24 protein-coding genes are annotated in these 21919 nt (G+C 63.7%); 5 read left to right on the plus strand and 19 right to left on the minus strand.

The annotated features are described in order from the left end of the window. Window positions 1–37: 37 nt before the first annotated feature. Together earP and efp are read left to right on the plus strand one after the other, a co-directional pair. A complete protein-coding gene (gene earP, locus L0U80_RS09870; RefSeq protein WP_233863752.1) occupies window positions 38–1228 on the plus strand; it encodes an elongation factor P maturation arginine rhamnosyltransferase EarP in 1191 nt (396 codons plus the stop codon). A gap of 304 nt (window positions 1229–1532) precedes the next feature. Further along, on the plus strand, window positions 1533–2090 hold the full coding sequence (efp, locus tag L0U80_RS09875; protein WP_233863754.1) for an elongation factor P: 558 nt from the start codon (window positions 1533–1535) through the stop codon (window positions 2088–2090). Window positions 2091–2454: 364 nt separating this feature from the next. Here efp and L0U80_RS09880 read toward each other — a convergent pair whose 3' ends face one another. Continuing rightward, window positions 2455–2622: a hypothetical protein gene (locus tag L0U80_RS09880; protein WP_233863756.1), complete on the minus strand. Its 168-nt coding sequence runs from the start codon at window positions 2620–2622 to the stop codon at window positions 2455–2457. 179 nt (window positions 2623–2801) lie between these two features. Here L0U80_RS09880 and L0U80_RS09885 point away from each other — a divergent pair, with 179 nt between their 5' ends. Next, complete coding sequence (locus tag L0U80_RS09885; RefSeq protein ID WP_233863757.1) at window positions 2802–4184, plus strand: sigma-54-dependent transcriptional regulator; 1383 nt, start codon at window positions 2802–2804, stop codon at window positions 4182–4184. Between the two features lie 274 nt (window positions 4185–4458). Then, window positions 4459–4620 (plus strand): hypothetical protein, encoded by a 162-nt coding sequence (locus L0U80_RS09890; RefSeq protein ID WP_233863758.1) that lies wholly within the window; start codon window positions 4459–4461, stop codon window positions 4618–4620. Window positions 4621–4655: 35 nt separating this feature from the next. On the opposite strand, the gene nagZ is transcribed toward L0U80_RS09890, so the two are convergent. The 5 genes from nagZ to era all read right to left on the minus strand — a co-directional run bounded on the left by nagZ (window position 4656) and on the right by era (window position 8853). Continuing rightward, window positions 4656–5696 carry a beta-N-acetylhexosaminidase gene (gene nagZ, locus L0U80_RS09895; protein ID WP_233863759.1) on the minus strand — a complete coding sequence of 347 codons (1041 nt, stop codon included), beginning with the start codon at window positions 5694–5696 and terminating at the stop codon, window positions 4656–4658. A gap of 35 nt (window positions 5697–5731) precedes the next feature. Next, window positions 5732–6163: a holo-ACP synthase gene (gene acpS / locus L0U80_RS09900; protein ID WP_233865841.1), complete on the minus strand. Its 432-nt coding sequence runs from the start codon at window positions 6161–6163 to the stop codon at window positions 5732–5734. Between the two features lie 95 nt (window positions 6164–6258). Next, entirely contained in the window at window positions 6259–7023 is a 765-nt protein-coding gene (gene pdxJ, locus L0U80_RS09905; RefSeq protein ID WP_233863761.1) for a pyridoxine 5'-phosphate synthase, read from the minus strand. Then, complete coding sequence (recO, locus tag L0U80_RS09910) at window positions 7020–7961, minus strand: DNA repair protein RecO (protein ID WP_373322136.1); 942 nt, start codon at window positions 7959–7961, stop codon at window positions 7020–7022. Before recO ends, pdxJ begins: the two co-directional genes overlap by 4 nt. After that, on the minus strand, window positions 7948–8853 hold the full coding sequence (gene era / locus L0U80_RS09915; protein WP_233863769.1) for a GTPase Era: 906 nt from the start codon (window positions 8851–8853) through the stop codon (window positions 7948–7950). The genes recO and era overlap by 14 nt, the downstream gene beginning before the upstream one ends. On the opposite strand from era, the gene L0U80_RS09920 reads away from it, so the two are divergent. Next, a complete protein-coding gene (locus L0U80_RS09920) occupies window positions 8765–8950 on the plus strand; it encodes a hypothetical protein (RefSeq protein WP_233866003.1) in 186 nt (61 codons plus the stop codon). The genes era and L0U80_RS09920 overlap by 89 nt on opposite strands. A gap of 1 nt (window position 8951) precedes the next feature. Here the strand turns inward: L0U80_RS09920 and rnc are convergent, their stop codons facing one another. The 13 genes from rnc to fabD all read right to left on the minus strand — a co-directional run bounded on the left by rnc (window position 8952) and on the right by fabD (window position 21896). Beyond that, window positions 8952–10214: a ribonuclease III gene (gene rnc / locus L0U80_RS09925; RefSeq protein WP_233863778.1), complete on the minus strand. Its 1263-nt coding sequence runs from the start codon at window positions 10212–10214 to the stop codon at window positions 8952–8954. A gap of 217 nt (window positions 10215–10431) precedes the next feature. Next, a complete protein-coding gene (gene lepB / locus L0U80_RS09930) occupies window positions 10432–11325 on the minus strand; it encodes a signal peptidase I (protein ID WP_233863779.1) in 894 nt (297 codons plus the stop codon). Between the two features lie 80 nt (window positions 11326–11405). Continuing rightward, window positions 11406–13199, minus strand: coding sequence for a translation elongation factor 4 (lepA, locus tag L0U80_RS09935; RefSeq protein WP_233863782.1), 1794 nt, complete (start codon window positions 13197–13199; stop codon window positions 11406–11408). Window positions 13200–13405: 206 nt separating this feature from the next. After that, the gene (locus L0U80_RS09940; protein ID WP_233863783.1) at window positions 13406–13672 is read right to left on the minus strand and encodes a glutaredoxin family protein; all 267 of its coding nucleotides are present in this window, start codon (window positions 13670–13672) and stop codon (window positions 13406–13408) included. Window positions 13673–13701: 29 nt separating this feature from the next. After that, complete coding sequence (locus L0U80_RS09945; RefSeq protein ID WP_233863785.1) at window positions 13702–15204, minus strand: DegQ family serine endoprotease; 1503 nt, start codon at window positions 15202–15204, stop codon at window positions 13702–13704. Window positions 15205–15225: 21 nt separating this feature from the next. After that, window positions 15226–16284: a MucB/RseB C-terminal domain-containing protein gene (locus L0U80_RS09950; RefSeq protein ID WP_233863786.1), complete on the minus strand. Its 1059-nt coding sequence runs from the start codon at window positions 16282–16284 to the stop codon at window positions 15226–15228. A 5-nt stretch (window positions 16285–16289) separates the two neighbouring features. Then, window positions 16290–16925 carry a sigma-E factor negative regulatory protein gene (locus L0U80_RS09955; RefSeq protein ID WP_233863787.1) on the minus strand — a complete coding sequence of 212 codons (636 nt, stop codon included), beginning with the start codon at window positions 16923–16925 and terminating at the stop codon, window positions 16290–16292. A 103-nt stretch (window positions 16926–17028) separates the two neighbouring features. Then, complete coding sequence (gene rpoE, locus L0U80_RS09960) at window positions 17029–17628, minus strand: RNA polymerase sigma factor RpoE (RefSeq protein ID WP_233863788.1); 600 nt, start codon at window positions 17626–17628, stop codon at window positions 17029–17031. A gap of 138 nt (window positions 17629–17766) precedes the next feature. Further along, window positions 17767–18261, minus strand: a complete 495-nt coding sequence (locus L0U80_RS09965) for a protein YgfX (protein WP_233863789.1) — start codon at window positions 18259–18261, stop codon at window positions 17767–17769. Beyond that, a complete protein-coding gene (fabF, locus tag L0U80_RS09970) occupies window positions 18258–19499 on the minus strand; it encodes a beta-ketoacyl-ACP synthase II (protein ID WP_233863790.1) in 1242 nt (413 codons plus the stop codon). Before fabF ends, L0U80_RS09965 begins: the two co-directional genes overlap by 4 nt. Window positions 19500–19755: 256 nt before the next feature. Continuing rightward, window positions 19756–19995: an acyl carrier protein gene (acpP, locus tag L0U80_RS09975; protein WP_004197638.1), complete on the minus strand. Its 240-nt coding sequence runs from the start codon at window positions 19993–19995 to the stop codon at window positions 19756–19758. A 166-nt stretch (window positions 19996–20161) separates the two neighbouring features. Beyond that, window positions 20162–20911, minus strand: coding sequence for a 3-oxoacyl-ACP reductase FabG (fabG, locus tag L0U80_RS09980; RefSeq protein ID WP_233863791.1), 750 nt, complete (start codon window positions 20909–20911; stop codon window positions 20162–20164). Between the two features lie 49 nt (window positions 20912–20960). Continuing rightward, window positions 20961–21896: an ACP S-malonyltransferase gene (gene fabD, locus L0U80_RS09985; RefSeq protein ID WP_233863792.1), complete on the minus strand. Its 936-nt coding sequence runs from the start codon at window positions 21894–21896 to the stop codon at window positions 20961–20963. Between the last annotated feature and the right edge of the window lie 23 nt (window positions 21897–21919).

A 21919-nucleotide genomic window follows, 5' to 3' on the forward strand; every position in this document is an offset into this window, starting at 1 on the left:
AGGTCGTCCGGCCTGCAACCGCCCGCGCATGCAAGTCATGACCGACACACCCAAGCCCACCGTATCCGGCACCGCACCGCCCGGCATCGCCTGCGACATCTTCTGCGCCGTGATCGACAACTTCGGCGATATCGGCGTGTGCTGGCGCCTCGCGCGCCAACTTGCGCACGAGCACGGCTGGCAGGTGCGGCTGTTCGTCGACGATCTGCATGCGTTCACGAAGCTCTGCCCGTCGCTCGACGCGACTCACGTGAAGCAGTCCGTCGAGGGCATTGTTGTCGAGCATTGGCATGAGCCCGCGCATGCGGGCGAAACACTCGAAATCGCCGATGTCGTGATCGAGGCCTTTGCGTGCGAACTGCCGCCGGTCTACGTCACGGGGATGGCCCAGCGCGCGCAGCGCCCCGTATGGCTCAACCTCGAATACCTGAGCGCCGAAGACTGGGTCGCCGACTTCCATCTGCGGCCGTCGCCGCACCCGCGCTATCCGCTCGTCAAACGCTTCTTCTTTCCCGGCCTCGTGCCCCGCACGGGTGGTGTAGTCAAAGAGCGCGACCTCGATGCACAGCGCGCGGCCTTCGAGCAATCGCCTCAGGCGCACGCCGCCTGGTGGCAGCGTGCGACCGGCGGCCCGCCGCCCGCGCCGGGCGCGACCGTGATCTCGCTTTTCGCCTACGAGAACCCCGCACTCGACAGCCTGCTCGCGCAATGGCGCGACAATGCGTCGCCCGTGGTGCTGCTGGTGCCGCAGGGCCGCGTCTCGGGCGCCGTCGCGCGCTTCTTCGGCCTCCCGGCGTTCGAGGCCGGAGCGCATGCCACGCGCGGCAATCTGCACGTGCACGGCCTCGCGTTCACGGAGCAGCGCGGCTACGACCCGCTGCTGTGGGCGAGCGACCTGAACTTCGTGCGCGGCGAAGACTCGTTCGTCCGCGCGCAGTGGGCCGCGCGTCCGTTCGTGTGGCACATCTACCCGCAGGCCGACGACGCCCATTTGCCAAAGCTCGACGCCGCCCTCGCGCACTACGCGCGACCGCTCTCCGCTCAAGCGCGCGCCGCGCTCGAACGCTTCTGGCACGCGTGGAACGGGAACGGCACGCCCGATTGGGCCGATTTCGCGCGACATCTGCCGGAATTCAAGGCCCGCGCGGCATCCTGGGCCACCGAACTCGCGCAAGCCGGCGACCTCGCCGGAAATCTCGCCGTGTTCGCAAAAACTCAGTTAAAATAAGCGGTTATCCGACGGCAGCCGTTCCAAGCGGATTTGTGGCAGGTACGGCAGCACGCGGGCGGGGTGAACTGCAGCTTCATGGCTGCAGCGATCTCCCGCCACGATGGCGAGAACACGGTAGCGGTCGCGAAAGCAGTAGAAGCGGCAGTAGAAGCGGCAGCAGAGCGGCAGTAAGACGCAGGCGGCTGCAAAACGCAGTGCTACCGAGCCCTTATTTCGTGGGCAACACCATCTGAACCCGTTTGCGACGTTTGCCGTCGAGCACACTCGAAGCTATTTAATCTGGACAGGACAGTTTTTTATTATGAAGACCGCACAGGAACTCCGCACCGGCAACGTCGTGATGATCGGTAGCGATGCCATGGTCGTGCAAAAGGCCGAGTACAACAAATCGGGCCGCAACGCCGCCGTCGTGAAGATGAAGTTCAAGAACCTGCTGACCGGCGCCGGTATGGAAACCGTGTACAAGGCGGACGACAAGTTCGACGTCGTCGTGCTGGACCGCAAGGAAGTGTCGTTCTCGTACTTCGCTGACCCGATGTACGTGTTCATGGACGCCGACTACAACCAGTTCGAAGTCGAAGGCGAGATGATGGGCGACGCCCTGAACTACCTCCAGGACGGCATGGCTTGTGAAGTCGTGTTCTACAACGAAAAGGCGATTTCGGTCGAACTGCCGACCACGCTGGTCCGCGAGATCATCTACACGGAACCGGCCGTCAAGGGCGATACGTCGTCGGGCAAGGTCATGAAGCAGGCCAAGCTGAACACCGGCTTCGAACTGCAAGTGCCGCTCTTCTGCAACATCGGCGACAAGATCGAAATCGACACGCGCACGAACGAATATCGCAGCCGCGCGTAAGCATCCCGCACGGGCCGCCGCGCGCATGCGCGGCGGGCGAATCAGGAAAAAAGGCGCCCGCTGGGCGCTTTTTCTTTTTTTTCCGAGCGTGTATGTTTGTGAAACAGACAGGAAATCTTTACGCTGTGCGTTGGTGCGCAAACGTTTTGCATTGCTCTTCGTCAACGCTCGACCCATGGCACGGTTTCTGCTGCCAGAGGAAAGGCGACGAGCGATCCTGCTTCCCGTGAGGACGGAGTTCGATCCCCAGTGACAACGCCACGGGCCGATGGACGCAACTGATCACTCAGGCCAAGGCGACATGGCGCGAGTTGATGGACAACGAACTGATCGATATCGAGCCACGCAGCGGTCGCCTCGCCGGTTAATCGAGCAACGCCATGGCAAAACGCGCGATGACGCGGAACAGAAAGCGTGAGGGTGGATCGAAGTGCATCGTCGGTGGCGATGATGCGATGGACAAGGTCCGCAGCCAGGCATAAGGCGTGGGCAGCATGAAGCAACCGCGCGGCACGACCATCGGCCAGCGCATGACCGGCACCCCGCGGCTACGCCGCGGCCAAACAGGAGGAGCGGATCTGAATTGCCTGCATCGACAACGCCCACTGGCCCCAGTCGTCACGCACCGAGCCTTTGCGCGGTGCGACGCGTCGCATCCGGACTGCGCCGCGCAATTTCCAGCCTTCAATCATCCGTAAAGCCGTACACGCCATGCCACACGCACTGATTGTCGAAGACGATCCCAACAGCCTGTCCGGCCTGTCCGCGATACTGGTCGCCGACGGCTTCACGGTCGACACCGCCGCCACGCTCGCCGACGCGCGGGCCGCGCTCGCCCGCTTCATCCCCGATGTGGTGCTCGTCGACCTGAACCTGCCGGATGGCGGCGGACTCGAGCTGCTTCATCACCTGCCGGCCCAACCGCCCGGCGGCGCGCTGCCCGTGATCGTGATGACCGGCAACGCGACCGTCGAAAGCGCGATCGAGGGCCTGCGCCACGGCATCTGGGACTATCTCCTCAAGCCGGTCAACATTCCGCGCCTGCGCAGCCTGCTCGCGCGCATCCCGCGACCGTATGAACTTACCGAAGAGGTCCGCACACTCCGCGCCATGCTGCGCGAAATCGGCCGCTTCGGTCCGATGCTCGGCCGCAGCAGCGCGATCCAGCACGTCTACGACTCAGTCGAACAGCTTGCACCCACCGAATCCGCGATCCTCGTCCACGGCGAAGCCGGCACGGGTAAGGACGTGGCTGCGCACACGCTGCATCAGCTGAGCCGTCGCCGCAAGGGACCGTTCATCGTGTGGAACGCGCGCGCCGCGAGCACCGACGCCGCGAACGGCCGGCCGCTAGCGAGCGTGCTGTTCGGCCACGAGCGCGGCACGTTCAGTGGCGCGGACCAGCACGAACCGGGGCTCGTCGATCTGGCGAGCGGCGGCACGCTCTTCATCGACGAAATCACCGACCTGCCGCACGACCAGCAGGAGATGCTGCTGCGCGCGCTCGATTCGCAGACGTTCATGCGGCCCGGCGGCAGCAACGAAGTTGGTACGGACTTCCGGTTGATCGCCGCCACACGCGCCGTGCCCCGCGATGCGGTCGCGCACGGCGTGCTCAACGAGGAACTGTGGCTGCGCCTCGATGCGGCGGCACTCCCGCTGCCGCCGCTTCGCGAACGCGGCGACGACGCCGCACTGCTCGCGTGTGCGTGGGTCGACGAACTGAACCAGGAAGCGCATGCGCGTGGGGACGGTGGGACGCGGCTGGTTGCGCCGTCGTTTATCCACGAATGCCTCGCCTATAACTGGCCGGGCAACGTGCGCGAATTGCGAGAACGCGTGCGTGGCGCGTTCGACGCCTCTGGCGAGGTGCTCGAAACGCTCCAGGCGGTAGAAAGCAGCGGCACTTTCCCACGCGACATGAGCGGCGGCCGCGTGCAGGTGACCGTCGGCACGCCGCTCGCCGACGTCGAGGAAATGCTGATTCGTGCGACGCTTGACGCCGTGGGCGGCACGCGGCATCGCGCGGCATCGCTGCTCGGTATCAGTCCGAAAACGCTCTACAACAAGCTGCAGCGCATGCGTCTGAATTGAGCGCGACACTGGGCTCAAAAGCGGAAGGCCGCCCCTTGGGGCGGCCTTCCGCCGTAAACGCGCATCGAAGTATTAATGTCCTTATCGCTCATCAATCCATCGCACCGGGACGTCTGTAAGCTGACTGCCGGCTACACAAGCCGATAGATAGCGCGTCACGCCGCTCCCATTTTCATCCTTCCCGGCGCCCTATATGCCATTTCCTCCCGAAGAACGTAAGGCTCTTCTTGGCGTAAAGGGTGTCGGCCCGACAGTGGTTACGAGGCTGGAGCAAATGGGCTTCGAATCGCTGGCGCATTTGAGCAAGGCGAACGCGCTGGACATCGTTGCGCGCGCATCGAAAATGCTGGGCGCCACCTGCTGGAAGAACAGTCCGCAAGCCCGCGCCGCCATCCAGGGCGCCATTACGCTCGCGCAATCCCGGCATTCCGGTTAGAGACGCTCCACCTCGCGAACCACTCAACCGTCACGTCAAGGCAGCACACTGCGCAACAAGGCCTGCGCAGCGAGATACGCCGGCTCCGCGACGAGCTTGTCCCAGCGCATCGCCTTGCCGCGCGGCTGCAAGCGACGAATGCGCTTCGCCGAATCCTGTGCGCGGCGCGTCGACCTCACGATGTTCAGCGCATCCAGCACCTTCTCGGCCTCGTCCGGCTGGTTGCAGATCAGCACCATGTCGCAACCCGCGTCGAGTGCGGCGCGCGCGCCTTCGGTCGGCGTCCCGCCCTGTCGCGCGGCTTCCATCGAAAGATCGTCGCTGAAGATCGCGCCCGTGAAACGCAGCTTGCCGCGCAGGATCTCCTGTACCCAGACACGCGAGAAACCGGCAGGCTTCGAATCGACCTTCGGATAGATCACGTGCCCCGGCATCGTCGCGGCAAGCGAAAGTCCGAGCCAGTCGTATGGCATCGCATCTTCGCCGAGGATCGCGTCGAGCGGCCTGTCGTCGACGGGTACCGCAACGTGCGAGTCCGCCTGCGCCCAGCCGTGCCCGGGGAAATGCTTGCCGCAGTTCGCCATGCCCGCCAGCGCGAGGCCATGGTTCAGGCTCTTCGCGAGCATCGTGACCACACGCGGATCGCGATGGAACGCACGGTCACCCACCACGCTCGAGTGCCCATAGCCGAGGTCGAGCACGGGCGTAAACGACAGGTCGATGCCGCACGCGCGCAACTCGCTCGCGAGGATATAACCGACCGCCGTCGCGAGCTTGGTCGCGAGCAGCACGTCCTTGTCCCACAGGTCGCCGAGGCGCCCCATCGCAGGCAGCACAGTGAACCCATCGGTGCGAAAGCGCTGCACGCGCCCGCCTTCGTGATCGACGGCAATCAGCAGGTCGTCGCGTACATCGCGGATCGCGTCGGTCAGCGCGACGAGTTGTGCGCGGCTCTCGTAGTGACGCGCGAACAGGATCACGCCGCCCGTCATCGGGTGGGCAAGGCGACGCACGTCGTCTTCGGTCAGCGTCTTGCCGACCACGTCGAGCATCACCGGTCCGGGAAGTTTCTTCATCGTTATGTCTTCTATAAAAACGGCACGGTGGTGAATCACCGGGCCGCTGCGCGTCCGGGCGCTTCACCGGGTTCGCAGACTTCCGCTATGACGAACGAGACGGCATAGTCGTGCTCGTCGCTGATCGTCACGCGCATCGTAATGCCGCGCTCGTCGAGCCATTGTGCGAGCGGCCCCGACGCAACCATCACCGGCTTGCCGCCCGGCTCGTTGAGCGTCTGCACGGCACGCCAGGTCATCGGCATGTGCATGCCGAGTCCGATTGCCTTCGAGAACGCCTCTTTCGCCGAAAATCGCGTGGAGAGATAGGCGAGCCCACGCACCGCCGAGCGCGCCTTGCGCGCCTCGTACACTGCCAGTTCGTCCGGTCCGAGCACGCGCGATGCGAAGCGCCCGTTCGTGCGCTCCATGACCGCCGCGACGCGGCTCACCTGGACGACGTCGGTGCCGATGCCGTAGATCGCCATATGCCCCTCTTCGATGTGCAGCCGATTCACAATCCGCGCCGCGCGCGTGGCGGACGCGGTCGACGCCGCGACGCGCTGTGATAACGCTGTGATGTTTAAGCGCGAGCGCCGAGGCGCGCCGCGACCATGATCGCCTTCATCTCGCGGACCGCATTCTCCCAGCCCGCGAAGATGGCATGCGCAACGATTGCATGGCCGATGTTCAGCTCGTCGATGCCGTCGATCGCCGCGATCTGCTGCACGTTCGTGTAGTGCAGACCGTGGCCGGCGTTGACCTTCAGCCCGAGGCCGATGCCACAGTTCACGCCGAGCACGACGCGCTCGTACTCGCGCTCCTGCTCCCCTGCGTCATGCGCTTCGGCATAGCGTCCGGTGTGCAGTTCGATGACGGGCGCGCCAGTCTCGTGCGCTGCGCGGATCTGCGTTTCATCCGGGTCGATGAAGAGCGACACGCGCACGCCCGCATCTGCGAGCTGGCGGCATGCGGCGGCGACAGCGTCGAAATGCCCGGCAACGTCGAGACCGCCTTCGGTCGTCAGTTCCTGACGCTTCTCAGGCACGAGGCAGACGTCCTGCGGCTTGATCTCGCACGCGATGTCGAGCATCTCGGCCGTCACGGCACATTCGAGATTCATGCGCGTTTTCAGAAGCGGGCGCAGCGCGCGCACGTCCGCGTCGACGATGTGTCGGCGGTCCTCACGCAGATGCAGCGTGATGACGTCGGCACCCGCCTCTTCGGCCATGAGCGCCGCGCGGATCGGATCGGGATAAGTCGTGCCGCGTGCGTTGCGCAACGTGGCGACGTGATCGATGTTCACACCGAGGTCGATCACTCGAGGCGAAGTCAGGAAGAAGCTCATAGGTTCTGCAGGTCGATCAGGATCTGGCGCGTCGCAAGCGGCGTGCCGCCAAGGTAAGTGTTCAGCAGGAAACGCATCAGCGCCTTGCTCTGCGCGACGGTCTGGGGTCGATGGTAATCGTCCTCCTCCATGTCGAGCAACGTCTGGCCTGATAGGACGGGCCACTGCGCCGGCCATTCATCCCGCTGGTCCGATAGCTCGCGCACGCCGCGCTCGGGATCGAACACGTAGCGCCCATCGGCAACCACGGTTTTACGGTTCACCGTGCGGTTCAACGCGAGCGCATAGCCGGTCTCGCGCAGAAGCACGCGCTCGAACGAGCGCAGCACCTGCACGGGCGGCTCGTCGTGCGCAAGGCGCGTAAGCGTGACGACGTAGTGACGGAACAATTCGGGATGTGGATCTTCGCGCGCGATGAACTTCACGAGCAGTTCGTTCACGTAGAAGCCGCAGAGCAGCGCATCACCGGTAAGCGGCAGCATGCCGCCGACCCATTCGGCACCCGTGAGCGTGCGCACTTCGCCCTTGCCGGTCCAGGCGAGCGCAAGCGGCTGGAAGGTCTGCAGCACGCCGCGCAGCGCGGAATGCGGCCGCTTCGCGCCCTTTGCGACGAGCGCGACGCGGCCGTGATCGCGCGAAAGCACGTCGATGATGAGACTGGTTTCGCGGTACGGATAACTGTGCAGCACGAAGGCTGGCTGCTCGGAGATGCGCGAGTCGACGGACGAGCCGCGCGGCGCGCGCGGAGCCGAAGCGCGGCGCGGGGCCTGTGCGGCCTCGCCCTCGGTGTCGCTCGTTGAAGACTGCGCCTTGGCGCGCTTGCGTCGTGGCGCAGCAGGCGCGGACGGTGCCGGCGACCGAGCCGGCTCATCGCCTTGAGCGTCGGGCGGCGTCCACGCGTCTTGAGTGCTTACGGCCTCGCCGTCACTCATACCCATAGGCACGCAGCCCGGCTTCATTGTCGGCCCAGCCGCTCTTCACCTTCACGAAGGTTTCGAGGTAAACGGGGCCGTCGAACAGCTTTTCCATATCGAGCCGCGCCTCGGTGCTGATCTGCTTGAGCTTCGCGCCCTTCTGGCCAATGACCATGGCCTTCTGGGTGTCGCGCTCGACGAGGATCGTCGCGAAGACGCGGCGCAGGCGCCCTTCCTGCTCGAACTTGTCGATGAGCACGGTGCTCGTGTAGGGCAGCTCGTCGCCGGTCCAGCGGAACACTTTCTCGCGCAGGATTTCGGCGGCGAGGAAGCGTTCGCTGCGGTCGGTGAGGTCGTCCTCGCCGTAGATCGGCTCACCTTCAGGCAGATACGGTTTGAGCGTTGCGAGCAGACGTTTGATGTCGTCGGAATTCTTCGCCGACAGCGGAACGATCTCGCGGAACTCACGAAGCTTCTGCACGCCTTCGATGAACGGATAGAGCGTCGCCTTGTCGTTCACGCGGTCGATCTTGTTGGCGATCAGGATCGTCGGCGCATTCGGCGGAATCAGATCGAGCACCTTCTGGTCGTCCGGTCCGAACCGGCCCGCCTCAATGACGAACAGCACGGCATCGACGGAACTGAGCGTCGACGTCACAGCGCGGTTCAGCGAGCGGTTCAGCGCCGTGCTGTGGCGCGTCTGGAAACCGGGCGTGTCGACGAAGATGTACTGCGCGTCGTCGATCGTGTTAATGCCCGTGATGCGGTGACGCGTGGTCTGCGCCTTGCGCGACGTGATGCTGATCTTCTGACCGACCAGAGCGTTCATGAGCGTCGATTTGCCGACGTTCGGCCGGCCGACGATCGCGACCATGCCGCAGCGAAAACCAGCTGGAGTTGAGGTGGGAGCGTTCATGATCGGACCGGGCAAGAAATACGTTAAATGCGACGTTGAATGCAACGTTAAGGCAACATTGGGTGCGGCGCTCGCAGGCGCGGCGCGCACGGGATGAATCAGTGGCTGGCGTCGGCCGCGCGCACAGGCAACGCGGCGGTGGTACCCGCCTCGGCAGCGGACTCGGCTGGGTTGCCGGAAGACGACGTTTCGGCGCCGTCGCGACCGCGCACGGCTGCGCGCGGTTCGGCGGCCTGCGTGCCGGTTTCAGCGCGGTCAGCGGTGCGCAAGGCCGTGTCGGCCTTCGTGGCGCTCACGCGATGCAATGTATGCCCCGAAGTGGCCCCGCGCTCGGCAGTGACAGGCTTGTCCGCGGATTTGTCGGGTGCGTGCTCGGCACGTCCGGTACCTCGCTCGCCGGGCTTTTCGCCCGAGTGCGGTCGCGGCACAAGCCCTTCGGCCCTCTCCGCGGGACGTTCCTGAACATGCGCCGCACGAATGACAGCGAGCGGCGCGGCTTGCGGCGGCGGCACGTCGTCGCTGAACCCCGCTGGCACGCTCAGGCGATCGCCACGCGCCTGACGCTCGCGGCGCTCAGGCGTTCGCAGATCCAGCGCGCCCTGCACGCCCGTCACACCCGGCACGACTTCGGGCTCCGCCTTGGCAGCGCGCGCGCCTTTCGAACGGCGCGGCTTGGTGACGACAGCGGGAGCCGCCGCCATCACCTCGTCGAGCGCCTTTTTGGCCGCGGCCTGCTCGGCCGCCCGGCGGCTCGCGCCGGAACCCGACACCTTCACGTCGAGTTTCGGTACCGTGCACTCGACCTCGAACTGCTGATTGTGCGCCGCACCATGGGTCGCGACGACCGTATAGGTCGGCAGTGCAATCTTGTGCCCCTGCAGGTACTCCTGCAGCAGCGTCTTCGAGTCTTTGCCGAGCGTGCGCGGATCGATGTGATCGAGAATCGGAACGTACAGCCGCTTGATGACCGTCTGGGCTGCGTCGAAACCGCCGTCGAGGAAAATCGCGCCGAAGATCGCCTCCAGCGCGTCGGCGAGAATCGACGGACGGCGGAAACCGCCGCTGCGCAGTTCGCCCTCGCCGAGGCGCAGGCCATCGGCAATATTAAGGGCCTGAGCAATTTCGTAGAGCGATTGCTGCTTGACCAGATTCGCGCGCACGCGCGAAAGATCGCCTTCGTCCAGCTTGCTAAAACGCTGGAACAATAGGGCCGCCACCGCGCAATTCAGAACCGAATCGCCGAGGAACTCGAGGCGTTCGTTATGCGTGGCACTGTGACTGCGGTGGGTCAAAGCCTGGCGCAGCAATTCCGCATTGCGAAATTCGTAGCGCAACCGGCTTTCCAACGGAGATTGGGGCATGGGCAGAGTATAACGCGCCGGACCGCCCCGACGGAAACGCGGGACGGTCGGTGAAATGGCGTGGATGTTGCGAAGTTACCGCGGGTTCTTCAAGTAGCGTGCGAACACGCCGTGCGCATCGCGACGCTTGTCGTCGATGCGCGATGGCCGAATCGGCACAGGTGTCGCTCGTGCGTGTTCATGCCGCGTTTGTTCTATTGGTGCTGCTGGCGCGCCGTTAATGGAATGAACCAATGCGTCGCAGATTGCCGAAGTTCATCCAGATGAAGAACGCACGACCCACGACGTTCGCTTCGGGCACAAAGCCCCAATAGCGGCTGTCAGCACTGTTGTCGCGGTTATCGCCCATCATGAAATAGTTGCCCTGCGGCACCTTGCAGATCACGCCGTGCTCGTTGTACTGGCAGTTATCGCGATAGGGAAAGTCTTCCGCACCGATGACGAACGGCGGCACAGCGGGATTGTTCAGGATGTTGTTCTTGCGACCGAAGAGATCCTGGGTGAACTGCTTCGCATAACCGATGCGCTCTTCGTCGAAGTAGTCCTGCTGCGGCGTCTGGGGAACCAGCTTGCCGTTGATCGTGAGCCGCTTGTCCTGATACGCCACGACATCGCCCGGCAGGCCGATCACACGCTTGATGTAGTCAACCGACTCGTCTTTCGGATAGCGGAACACGACCACGTCGCCACGCTCGAGCGGGCGGCCCTGGGTGACCCTCGTGTTGGTGATCGGCAAACGGATGCCGTAGTCGAACTTGTTCACGAGGATGAAATCACCGACGAGCAGCGTCGGCACCATCGAGCCCGACGGGATCTTGAACGGCTCCACGACGAACGAGCGCACGAGGAACACGGCCAGGATCACAGGGAAGAAGCTTGCCGTGTACTCGAGCCACCACTGCTGGCGCAACTTCTCGTTGCGCAGCGTCTGACGCGTGGCGGGAGCATTCTCGTCAGCGAAGCGCTCGCCGATGCGCTCCTGCTGGCGGTCGAACTCAACGACGGCAGCGTCGGCGGCAAGGCGGCGACGCGGCAAGAACACGAGCTTGTCCGCAACCCAGGCGACGCCCGTAACAACCACGAGCACAAAAAGGATCAGCGCAAAATTCATGTAGTTATCCGTTTTTCAACGTTATACGGCAAAAAGCGCGGCGCAAAGCGCGGCGAAAAACGCCGCGCGTCACAGCAGTCTTATTTGTCCTCGACGCGCAGGATCGCGAGGAAGGCTTCCTGCGGAATTTCGACGGAGCCGACCTGCTTCATCCGTTTCTTGCCTTCCTTCTGCTTTTCGAGCAGCTTCTTCTTTCGCGTGATGTCGCCGCCATAACACTTGGCGAGCACGTTCTTGCGCAGCGCCTTGATGTTCTCGCGCGCGATGATGTGCGCGCCGATCGCGGCCTGGATCGCGACGTCGTACATCTGGCGCGGAATGATTTCGCGCATCTTCGCCGCCACTTCGCGGCCGCGGTACTGCGACTGCGAGCGGTGCACGATGATGGACAGCGCATCGACCTTGTCGCCGTTGATCAGCATGTCGACCTTCACGACGTCGGAACTGCGATATTCCTTGAACTCGTAGTCCATCGATGCATAACCGCGCGACACCGACTTCAGACGGTCGAAGAAGTCGAGCACGATTTCGGCCATCGGGATTTCGTAGGTCAACTGCACCTGACGGCCGTGGTACTGCATGTTGATCTGGTTACCCCGCTTCTGTGTACAGAGCGTGATGACCGAGCCCACGTAGTCCTGCGGCATGTACAGGTTCACAGTGACGATCGGCTCGCGGATCTCTTCGATCTTCGACGGGTCCGGCATCTTCGCCGGGTTCTCGACCGTCAACGTCGTGCCGTCGCGCTGCACGACCTCGTAGACCACGGTAGGTGCCGTGGTGATGAGGTCCATGTCGAATTCGCGCTCGAGGCGCTCCTGCACGATCTCCATGTGCAGGAGACCGAGGAAGCCGCAGCGGAAACCGAAGCCGAGCGCCTGCGAAACTTCCGGCTCGTACTGCAGCGACGCATCGTTGAGCTTGAGCTTTTCGAGCGACTCGCGCAGCGCGTCGTACTGGTTTGCCTCGACGGGATACAGGCCCGCGAACACCTGCGGCTTCACTTCCTTGAAGCCAGGCAACGGTTCCGTAGCGCCGTTCGCCGCGTGCGTGACCGTGTCACCCACCTTGGTCGCGGCGAGTTCCTTGATGCCCGCGATGATGAAGCCCACCTGCCCCGCCGACAGCGACTCCAGATTGCGCGACTTCGGCGTGAACACGCCGATGTGCTCGACCGGATACTGCGCGCCGGTGGCCATCAGGCGAATCTTGTCCTTCGGACGCAGCGTGCCGTTGACGATACGCACGAGCATCACGACGCCGACGTAGTTGTCGAACCACGAGTCGATGATGAGCGCCTGCAGCGGCGCTTCGGGGTCGCCCTTCGGCGCCGGTATCTTCGCGATCACCGCTTCGAGCACTTCGTCCACGCCGAGGCCGGTCTTCGCGCTGCAGCGCGTGGCGTCGGTGGCGTCGATGCCGATCACATCCTCGATCTCGGAGATTGCGTTCTCCGGATTCGCGGCAGGCAGGTCGATCTTGTTGAGCACCGGCACGACCTCGACGCCGAGTTCGATCGCCGTGTAGCAGTTCGCCACCGTCTGAGCCTCGACGCCTTGACTCGCGTCGACGACAAGCAATGCGCCCTCGCACGCGGAAAGCGAGCGGCTCACCTCGTAGGAGAAGTCGACGTGGCCCGGCGTGTCGATGAGGTTCAGGTTGTAGACCTGGCCATCCTTCGCCTTGTAAGTCAGCGCGGCGGTCTGTGCCTTGATCGTGATGCCACGCTCGCGCTCGAGATCCATCGAGTCGAGCACCTGGGCTTCCATTTCGCGGTCGGACAAGCCGCCGCACAGCTGGATGATGCGATCGGCGAGCGTCGACTTGCCATGGTCGATGTGCGCGATGATCGAGAAGTTACGAATATGATCCATTCAGTGCCGATCAAGCAAAAAAGGCGCGCCCGGACGAAAAGCAGAGCACGCCTCGTAAACAGATGAAAAACCGGACTATTTTAGCCGAAAAGGGGGGCGGCCGGCAGAGTCCGGGAGTATGAGGTCTGTACAACACCGCGCGACACCACGAACTCGGCGACACGGCACGGTACGGTGAGCGCGTGTGTCGCTGCGCTGACGTGCATTCAGGCGCCGAGCCCTAGCGCTTCGCGCACGCGCGCCTCGTCGAGCCAGTAGTGGCACAACTCGACGCCATCGCACACGAGCACGGGCACGAGTTCGTCGTAGCGGGCCTCCAATGCGGGGTCAGAATCGACGTCGATGACATCGAGTCGCGCCCCCGCTGCGGCGGCAAACGGCTCGAGCGCCGCGCGCATGTCGTCGCACAGATGACACCATGCGCGACCATACAGCACCAGGTGCGGCGCGCCCACGCTTGTCTGCGTGGGCATCGGCGTTGTGGTTTGCGTCGACGTTTGCGTCATTTCTGTGCCGGGCTGCGCGGCCGGATCGGCACGAATTGCGTGTTGTCGCCGCGCCGTACGAGGACGGCCACCATCTTCTGCGGATCGAGGCGCGAGGTCACTTCCTGGAACTGCTTCACGCCCGTGATATCGGTGTCGCCCAGTCGCAGGATGATGTCGCCCTTCTGCAGACCGGCGCGTGCCGCCGGGCCATCGACCGAATCCACCAGCACGCCGCCCTTGATCTTCAATTGCGTCAACTGGTCGGCCGGAATGTCGGACACCGAGAGGCCAAGCACATTCGATGCGCGCGGCTTCGGCTCGGGCGCCTTCTTGGGGTCGCCCTTCGCCGACTTCTCGGTTTGCATTTCGGCAATCGTGATCGGCAGTTCGCGCGTCTGTCCCTTGCGCCAGACCGTGATCGTCGCCTTGGTGCCCGGCTTCGTGTCGCCCACCATGCGCGGCAGGTCGGTCGCGGCTTCGACGGACTGACCGTTGAACTTCGTGATGATGTCGCCCGGCTGGACGCCGGCCTTATCGGCCGGGCCACCCGGCTCGACGCTCGACACCAGCGCGCCCTGCGCCTTCGGCAACCCGAGCGAGTCGGCGACATCCTTCGTCACCTCGCCGATCGCCACCGCGATGCGACCGCGCGTGACCTTGCCGGACCGCTGCAGCTGATCGGCGACGCGCATCGCTTCGTCGATCGGAATCGCGAACGAGATGCCCATGAAGCCGCCGGTCCGACTGTAGATCTGCGAGTTGATGCCGATGACCTCGCCCTGCATGTTGATGAGCGGACCACCCGAATTGCCCGGGTTCACGGCCACGTCGGTCTGGATGAACGGCAGATAGTCGCCCGTGTCGCGCCCCTTGGCGCTGACGATGCCCGCCGTGACGGTGTTTTCGAGCCCGAACGGCGAGCCGATCGCGACAACCCACTCGCCCACGCGCAGCTTCTTCGAATCGCCGATGGTCACGGCCGGCAGATTGCTCGCCTGAATCTTGACGACGGCGACGTCCGTGCGCTCGTCGACGCCAATCAGCTTTGCCTTGAACTCGCGCTTGTCGGTGAGCGTGACGTAGATGGTGTCAGCGTCGTCGATGACGTGCGCATTGGTCATCACGTAGCCGTCACTCGACAGGATGAAGCCCGAGCCGACACCGCTGCTCTGCTCGGGGTCGTTACCGCCGTTATCGGGCGACGGCTGATCCTGGTCACCCTGCTGCCCGCCACGCGGCAACTGGCCCTGGGGACTCTGAGGCAGCGGAATGCCGAAGAAACGGCGGAAAAACTCCGACATGTCGCCGTTGTCCACGCCCGGCGGCAGGCCGCGCTGCGCGGAACTCACGCGCGTCGTGGTGCGGATGTTGACGACGGAGGGTCCGACCTTGTCGACCAGATCGGTGAAATCGGGCAAGTTGGCGGCCGGTGCCGCCGACGCCACATGCGGTGCAAACGGCAGGCACGCCGCAAGCACCGCGGCCGCGAACAATTTGCGCAGCGGAAGAATCGTCATTTTGTAGTCAGCCGAAGGATTTTACCTAGGAGCCTTATATTCTATGGCAGACGCGAACTGCTGCAACGTGGTCTGGGGCACTTCGCCGAGCAGCGTAATCCAGTAGTCGCCACTACGCTTCACGAGGACGTGGGTAGCACCGTCGCTGCCCGAGCCTTCCTTGCGATTGTTGTGCGCGACCGGCTCAACAAAAATTGAGATAGCGGCGAGTCCGTCGGAAAACACGGCCTGATCGACGGGAATGGGCGGATCGCTCGAGTCGCTCGCGGCCATCGGGCGGCGCAGTTCGCGAATTTTGCGGAAACCCGGCACTGTCGTGCCGAAACGCCAACCCTGCGCCTCCATATCAACCGGTTCGAGCGGCGGGTGCACGACGTTCCAGCCAGCCGTATTGCGCATGCCGTTGATGATTGCGGTGTTGTCCAGCGGGACGCCTATACGAACCTGTGTGAACGAAAGCTGTTCCAGCACCTGCCCGGTCGCGGGATCGAGCGTCTGCGCGCGCAACAGGAGACCCGTTTTGGCGTCGGCCCAGAACTTGTAAGCGAAGCGGTAGCCGTCCTTCGGATCGAGCTGGATGACCTTGCTGTCGACGCCCGCGACACGGTCGGCGCCGAGCATCTTCGGCGTATAGACGGACAGCACCTGGTCGCCGCTGGTGGAGAGCAGTGCCGGGAAGGCATCCTTGTTCTGGCGCTTCTCGATGACGAGAAGTTTGCGCTCGGGTACGAACGTATAGACGTCGTCGTTGTGGCGCAGGAGCTTGCGCGGCTTGCCGTCGAGGCTTTCCAGCTGCTCGTATTCACCGTCGGTCTTCGTCGCGTAGTGCGCGATTCGCGACGACTGCACGAACGCGCCGCGCTGATAGACGAACGTACCTTCGTAATTTTGCTGCTGGGCGGCCTGGTGGATGCGGTCGAGCCATTGACCCGCGCCTTGCTGCGCCGCAACATCTGGAGCCGACGCGCCCTGCGACGTGCTCGCGACCGCAGGCAGAGCGGTTAGCAATACGGCCGCACAGCACAGGAATGCCGGCAGCCGCCCCCAATTCGTCGTTTTATTGAACCGCAATGTCTGCATCAGACTCACTGGTGTTGCGTGGGTTGCGCCGGAATTGCGGCAGCCCGGATCAGCGGCATGGAATCCAGCATCACCGGTTGTTGGGCAAACTGCTGATGGGCTTCCAGATACGCGTCGAGACGTGCGTCGCGAATGAAGTTGCCGTCCTGGGTCGCGGCGGTCTGCACCGGCGCCGCATTCATCGCGACACGCTGGACTCCATTAGCCTGCGACGAGGCCACCGACGCAACCTGCGTGCCGCCGCCAACGCCAACGCCGTGCATTTGCGGCACGACGATCCACGTGAGCGTAGCAGCCGCAGCGGCAACCGCGAGCGTGGGGACAACGCGGTGACGCAGCGCGAGGATGCGCCTCGCGCGGCTGGCCGGCAGCGCCGCGGGCGCCAGCACATGCGGCTCGGCCTCGAAGCGTGCGGCGAATCCCGCCATGAACGACTGGCTCGCGGCCGGTTTGACCGCGAGGTCGTCCGAACGCATCACATCGCCGATCAAGTGATACACCGACCACGCCGCGTAATCGGCTTGATCGAGTTCAGCAAAAACACCGTTCGGATGCTCGCCGGCTGGCAATTCCCCGTCGACGAACGCGGACAGACGCTCGCCGCGCGAGCCTGACACCGATTGCATCGAGACCGATCCCATGATGCTCCCCATTTCCTGACTAACTGCCCCATAGAGACAGCAACCCGACACCAACCCCGTGAATCGTATCCGCGCCCGAAGGACACGCTGGGCGGATTACCCGCTACCAGCGCTTGCCCTCCGGAGTGTCCAGCAACGGACGCAATTTTGCCGCAATGGCCTCGCGCGCACGAAAAATTCTCGATCTGACAGTGCCGATCGGGCAACCCATCATCTCAGCAATTTCCTCGTAGCTCAAACCTTCAATTTCCCGAAGTGTAATGGCGGTGCGCAGTTCTTCCGGCAAAACCGCCATGGCAGCATTCACCGTCTCGGCGATCTGCTTGCTCATCAACAACGACTCGGGCGTATTGATATCCCTTAGTTGATCGGCGTCCGAGAAAGTTTCAGCTTCTTCTGCATCTGCTTCGGTAGATGTGGGGGCACGTCTTCCCTGGGTTGCAAGGTAGTTCTTCGCCGTGTTGACGGCAATACGGTACAACCAGGTATAGAAAGCCGATTCGCCGCGAAACTGCGGCAACGCCCGGTACGCCTTGATAAAGGCGTCCTGCGCCACGTCCTCGACCTCCGCGGGATCCCGCACGAGGCGCGAGATCAGACGGATGATCTTGCGGTGGTATTTCGAGACCAGAAGCTCGAACGCGGCCTTGTCGCCTTTCTGCACACGTTCAACAAGTACCTGATCGATTTCTTTTTCACTCACCTGAAAAATCCGTTAGCTCATGGTAGACGCGGGGCGACCATTGTAGCGCCCCTCGCACACCCGTCACGTTACGCGAATATCACCGGTTACAGTCTTTACAGCGAGTGTCGTGGCTCACTGTCGGAGCAGGATGGGCGCTCACCGTCCGGCGGCGCAACGCGCCCGGACGGCCAGCGCGCGAAAAGCGTCGGCGTCGAGCGAATCGGCGGCAATCAGTACAGTTGCGCGCCGCTTGCCGCTTCGCAGGTCCAGCGCGAGGAGGCTGGTGCCCCATTGGGATGCGCCGGTCAAACGTCCTTGCGCAATTCGGGCCCCATGGCGCGAACAGGCCGCGATCGAATCCGGCCCGATTTCGATGACAGCGGGTTGCTCGCGACGCCAGGCCGCGGCTGCCAGCCCGCAGACGGCAAGGAAAGCCAATGTAGGTGGAACGGCACGCACGGCGCCAAGCCAGGGCGCCAGTGTCGTATACAAGGCCGCCACTGCCAAGCCGATAGCCGTCGCAAGAACGAGATGAAGCGCCACGGACGGGCGCAACATGATGCGCGGCACGTCAACGCGCCGCGAGAGGAAAGCGGAATCGCGGCTGGCCGGGAAGTCCGGCGCAGCCGCTTGATCGTCGCTGTGGGTCAAACGTGGCGCTTGATGACCAGCGTGCCGTTCGTGCCACCGAACCCGAACGAGTTCTTCAGCGCGACGTCGATCTTCATCTCCCGCGCGGTGTTCGCGCAGTAGTCCAGGTCGCATTCGGGGTCCTGGTTGAAGATGTTGATCGTCGGAGGCGAGATCTGGTTGTGCACGGCAAGCACCGAGAACACCGATTCGAGACCGCCAGCGCCACCGAGCAGGTGCCCGGTCATCGACTTCGTCGAATTCACGACGATGTCCTTCGCGTGGTCACCGAATGCGCGCTTGATCGCGATGGTTTCCGCGAGGTCGCCAAGCGGCGTCGACGTGCCGTGCGCGTTCACCCAGTTCACCTGGTCGGCGTTGATGCCCGCGTTACGCAGTGCCGCCAGCATGCAGCGGCGTGCGCCGTCGCCGTCTTCGAGCGGCGCGGTCATGTGATACGCGTCGCCGCTCATGCCATAGCCGCTGATTTCCGCGTAAATCTTCGCGCCGCGCTTCTTCGCGTGCTCGTACTCTTCGAGGACCATCACACCCGCGCCCTCGCCCAGCACAAAGCCGTCGCGGTCCTTGTCCCACGGACGGCTCGCCGTCGCAGGATCGTCGTTGCGCTGCGAGAGCGCACGCGCTGCCGCGAAACCACCGACACCGAGCGGCGAAACGGTCGATTCTGCACCGCCTGCGATCATCACGTCGGCGTCGCCGTACTCGATGAGGCGCGATGCTTCGCCGATGCAGTGCAGGCCGGTCGTGCAGGCCGTGACCATCGAGAGATTCGGGCCCTTGAGGCCATACTTGATCGACAGATGGCCGGAGATCATGTTGATGATCGACGCGGGCACGAAGAACGGCGAAATACGGCGCGGGCCGCGGTTCAGCAGTTCGGTCTGCGTGACTTCGATCATCGGCAGGCCGCCGATACCCGAGCCCACCACGACGCCGACGCGTTCGGCATTCTCTTCGGTGATCTCGATGCCGCTATCCTGCATTGCCTGGATGCCCGCGGCGATGCCGAAATGGATGAACGTATCCATGTGCCGGGCTTCTTTCGCCGGCATGTAATCCTCGACGTTGAAGTCCTTGACCTCACCGGCGAAGCGGGTCGAAAAGTTCGTGGCATCGAACTTCGTGATATTGGCAATGCCGGACTTGCCGGCGACCACATTGGCCCAGCCGTCGGCAACATTATTGCCAACAGGCGAAATCAGTCCGAGGCCTGTAACGACGACTCGACGGCGGCTCACGGTAACCCCTTTTCCATAGATGACAAAAACAAAAGCCACAGTGGCCACAGGAAATGCTCCTGTGAGCCCTGTGGCTGTTTGACCGGCAAGAGCGCGCCAGCAAGTGCGGCGCTCGTTTGCGGGTTCACTGGCGAAAGTCCTGGCGGGTCGCTTGCGCGACGCAGGCGCAGCCCCTTAAGTGACAACTGCAGAAGCGACTGCAGGGGAAACTGTAGGGCTAACTGCGCAACCGCGGACAATTGGCGCCTGAATGCCCTTAGGCCTTGACGTTCGCGCGAGCGTAGTCGATGGCTTGCTGGACCGTCGTGATCTTCTCGGCTTCTTCGTCAGGAATTTCCATGCCGAATTCGTCTTCGAGGGCCATCACGAGTTCGACGGTGTCGAGCGAGTCGGCGCCCAGGTCGTTAACGAACGAAGCTTCGTTCTTGATTTCGGCTTCGGCGACGCCCAGTTGTTCGGCGACGATCTTCTTGACGCGCTGTTCGATGTTATCCATTACCCCTCCAAGGGAAAAAGTCAGTTCATGAATGCGAGTGCGCGCATTTTAGCAGGTTTAACCTGGCAGAAAAGCGGCACTCGAGGTTCCAGATGTGCTATACGCGACGGCGTTTGAGAAAGCGATCCAGCAAACGCATCAAGGCGCGGATAGTACCCGAATCTCGTTACGACATATACATGCCACCGTTCACGTGCAGCGTCGTGCCGGTGATGTAGCCCGCCTGCGCGGATGCGAGGAACGCAACCGCGTGAGCGATGTCCTCCGGGCTGCCAAGGCGGCCCAGCGGAATCTGCTGTTTGAGCGCTGCCTGCTGTTCGGCAGGCAGATCTTTCGTCATATCGGTGTCGATGAAGCCCGGCGCGACGCAATTCACGGTGATGCCACGGCTACCGATCTCGCGGGCCAGTGCGCGCGTCATGCCCGCCACGCCAGCCTTCGCGGCGGCATAGTTCGCCTGACCGGGATTGCCCGACGAGCCCACCACCGACGTAATGTTGATGATGCGGCCGGTACGCGCCTTCATCATCGGACGCAGCACGGCGCGAGAGAGACGGAACACCGACTTCAGGTTCGTGTCGATGACGGCGTCCCACTCGTCGTCCTTCATCCGCATCGCGAGGTTGTCCTGCGTGATGCCCGCGTTGTTCACGAGAATCGCGAGACCGCCGAATTCCTTCACGGTCGCGTCGATCAGCGCTTCGGCCGCCGCCGCGTCATTGACGTTGAGCACCGCACCGCGGCCCTTCACGCCCGCTTCTTCGAACGCCGCCGTGATGGCCTGTGCGCCCGCTTCGCTCGTCGCGGTGCCGATCACTGTCGCGCCCTGGCGCGCCAGTTCGAGTGCAATCGCCCGACCGATGCCGCGCGAGGCACCCGTCACGATCGCTGCTTGATTATCGAGAGTCTTTTCCATCGCTTGTATCCGTTGCCAGTGTGACCCGGGTAACTGCTCCGCTAACTACTCAGGCGGTCGCGAGCTTGAGCGCTTCTTCGAGCGACTTCGGGTCCGCCACCGAGGCGCCCACGAGGTTGCCGTCGATGCGCTTCGTGAGACCCGCGAGCACCTTGCCGGGGCCGCACTCTATCACGTGCGTGACGCCTTGAGCCGCGATTGCCTGTACGCACTCGACCCAGCGCACCGGACCCGCGGCCTGGCGAACCAGCGCGTCGCGGATCTTCGCGGGATCGGTTTCGAACGCCACGTCGACGTTATTCACGATGGGAATCACCGGTGCGTTGAGCGTCACGTTCGCGAGGTATTCGCGCAACTGGTCCGACGCAGGCTTGAGCAGCGACGAGTGGAACGGCGCCGAAACCGGCAGCGGCAGCGCACGCTTCGCGCCCTTCGCCTTGGCAATCTCGCACGCTTTTTCGACCGCGGCCTTGTGGCCCGCGATCACGACCTGCGCCGGCGCGTTGAAGTTCACGGCTTCGACTACGCCACCCGCGGCCGAGGCTTCTGCACAGACTGCGCGCACGGTGTCATCGTCGAGGCCGAGCACGGCGGCCATGCCGCCCTCGCCTACCGGCACCGCACTCTGCATCGCCTGCGCACGGAAGCGCACGAGCGGCACAGCGTCGCGAAACGCGAGCACGCCGGCAGCGACGAGCGCTGTGTATTCGCCGAGGCTGTGGCCAGCGACGATCGCCGGCTGCGGGCCACCCGCCTGCTGCCAGGCACGATAGACCGCATAAGCGGCGCTCAGCATCACCGGCTGTGTGTTGGTGGTGAGGTTCAGTTCATCGGCCGGGCCTTCGGCGATCAACTTGCCGAGATCCTGGTTCAGGGCATCGGAGGCTTCCTGCAGCGTTTCACGCACGATGGCGCTATCGGCAAAAACATCCAGCATGCCGACTGCCTGTGAGCCCTGGCCGGGAAAGACAAATGCGAATTTCATAACGACCCCAAATTCGTTCAATA

The sequence above is a fragment of the Paraburkholderia adhaesiva genome, assembly GCF_021390575.1.
GTDB classification, from domain to species: Bacteria; Pseudomonadota; Gammaproteobacteria; order Burkholderiales; family Burkholderiaceae; genus Paraburkholderia; species Paraburkholderia adhaesiva.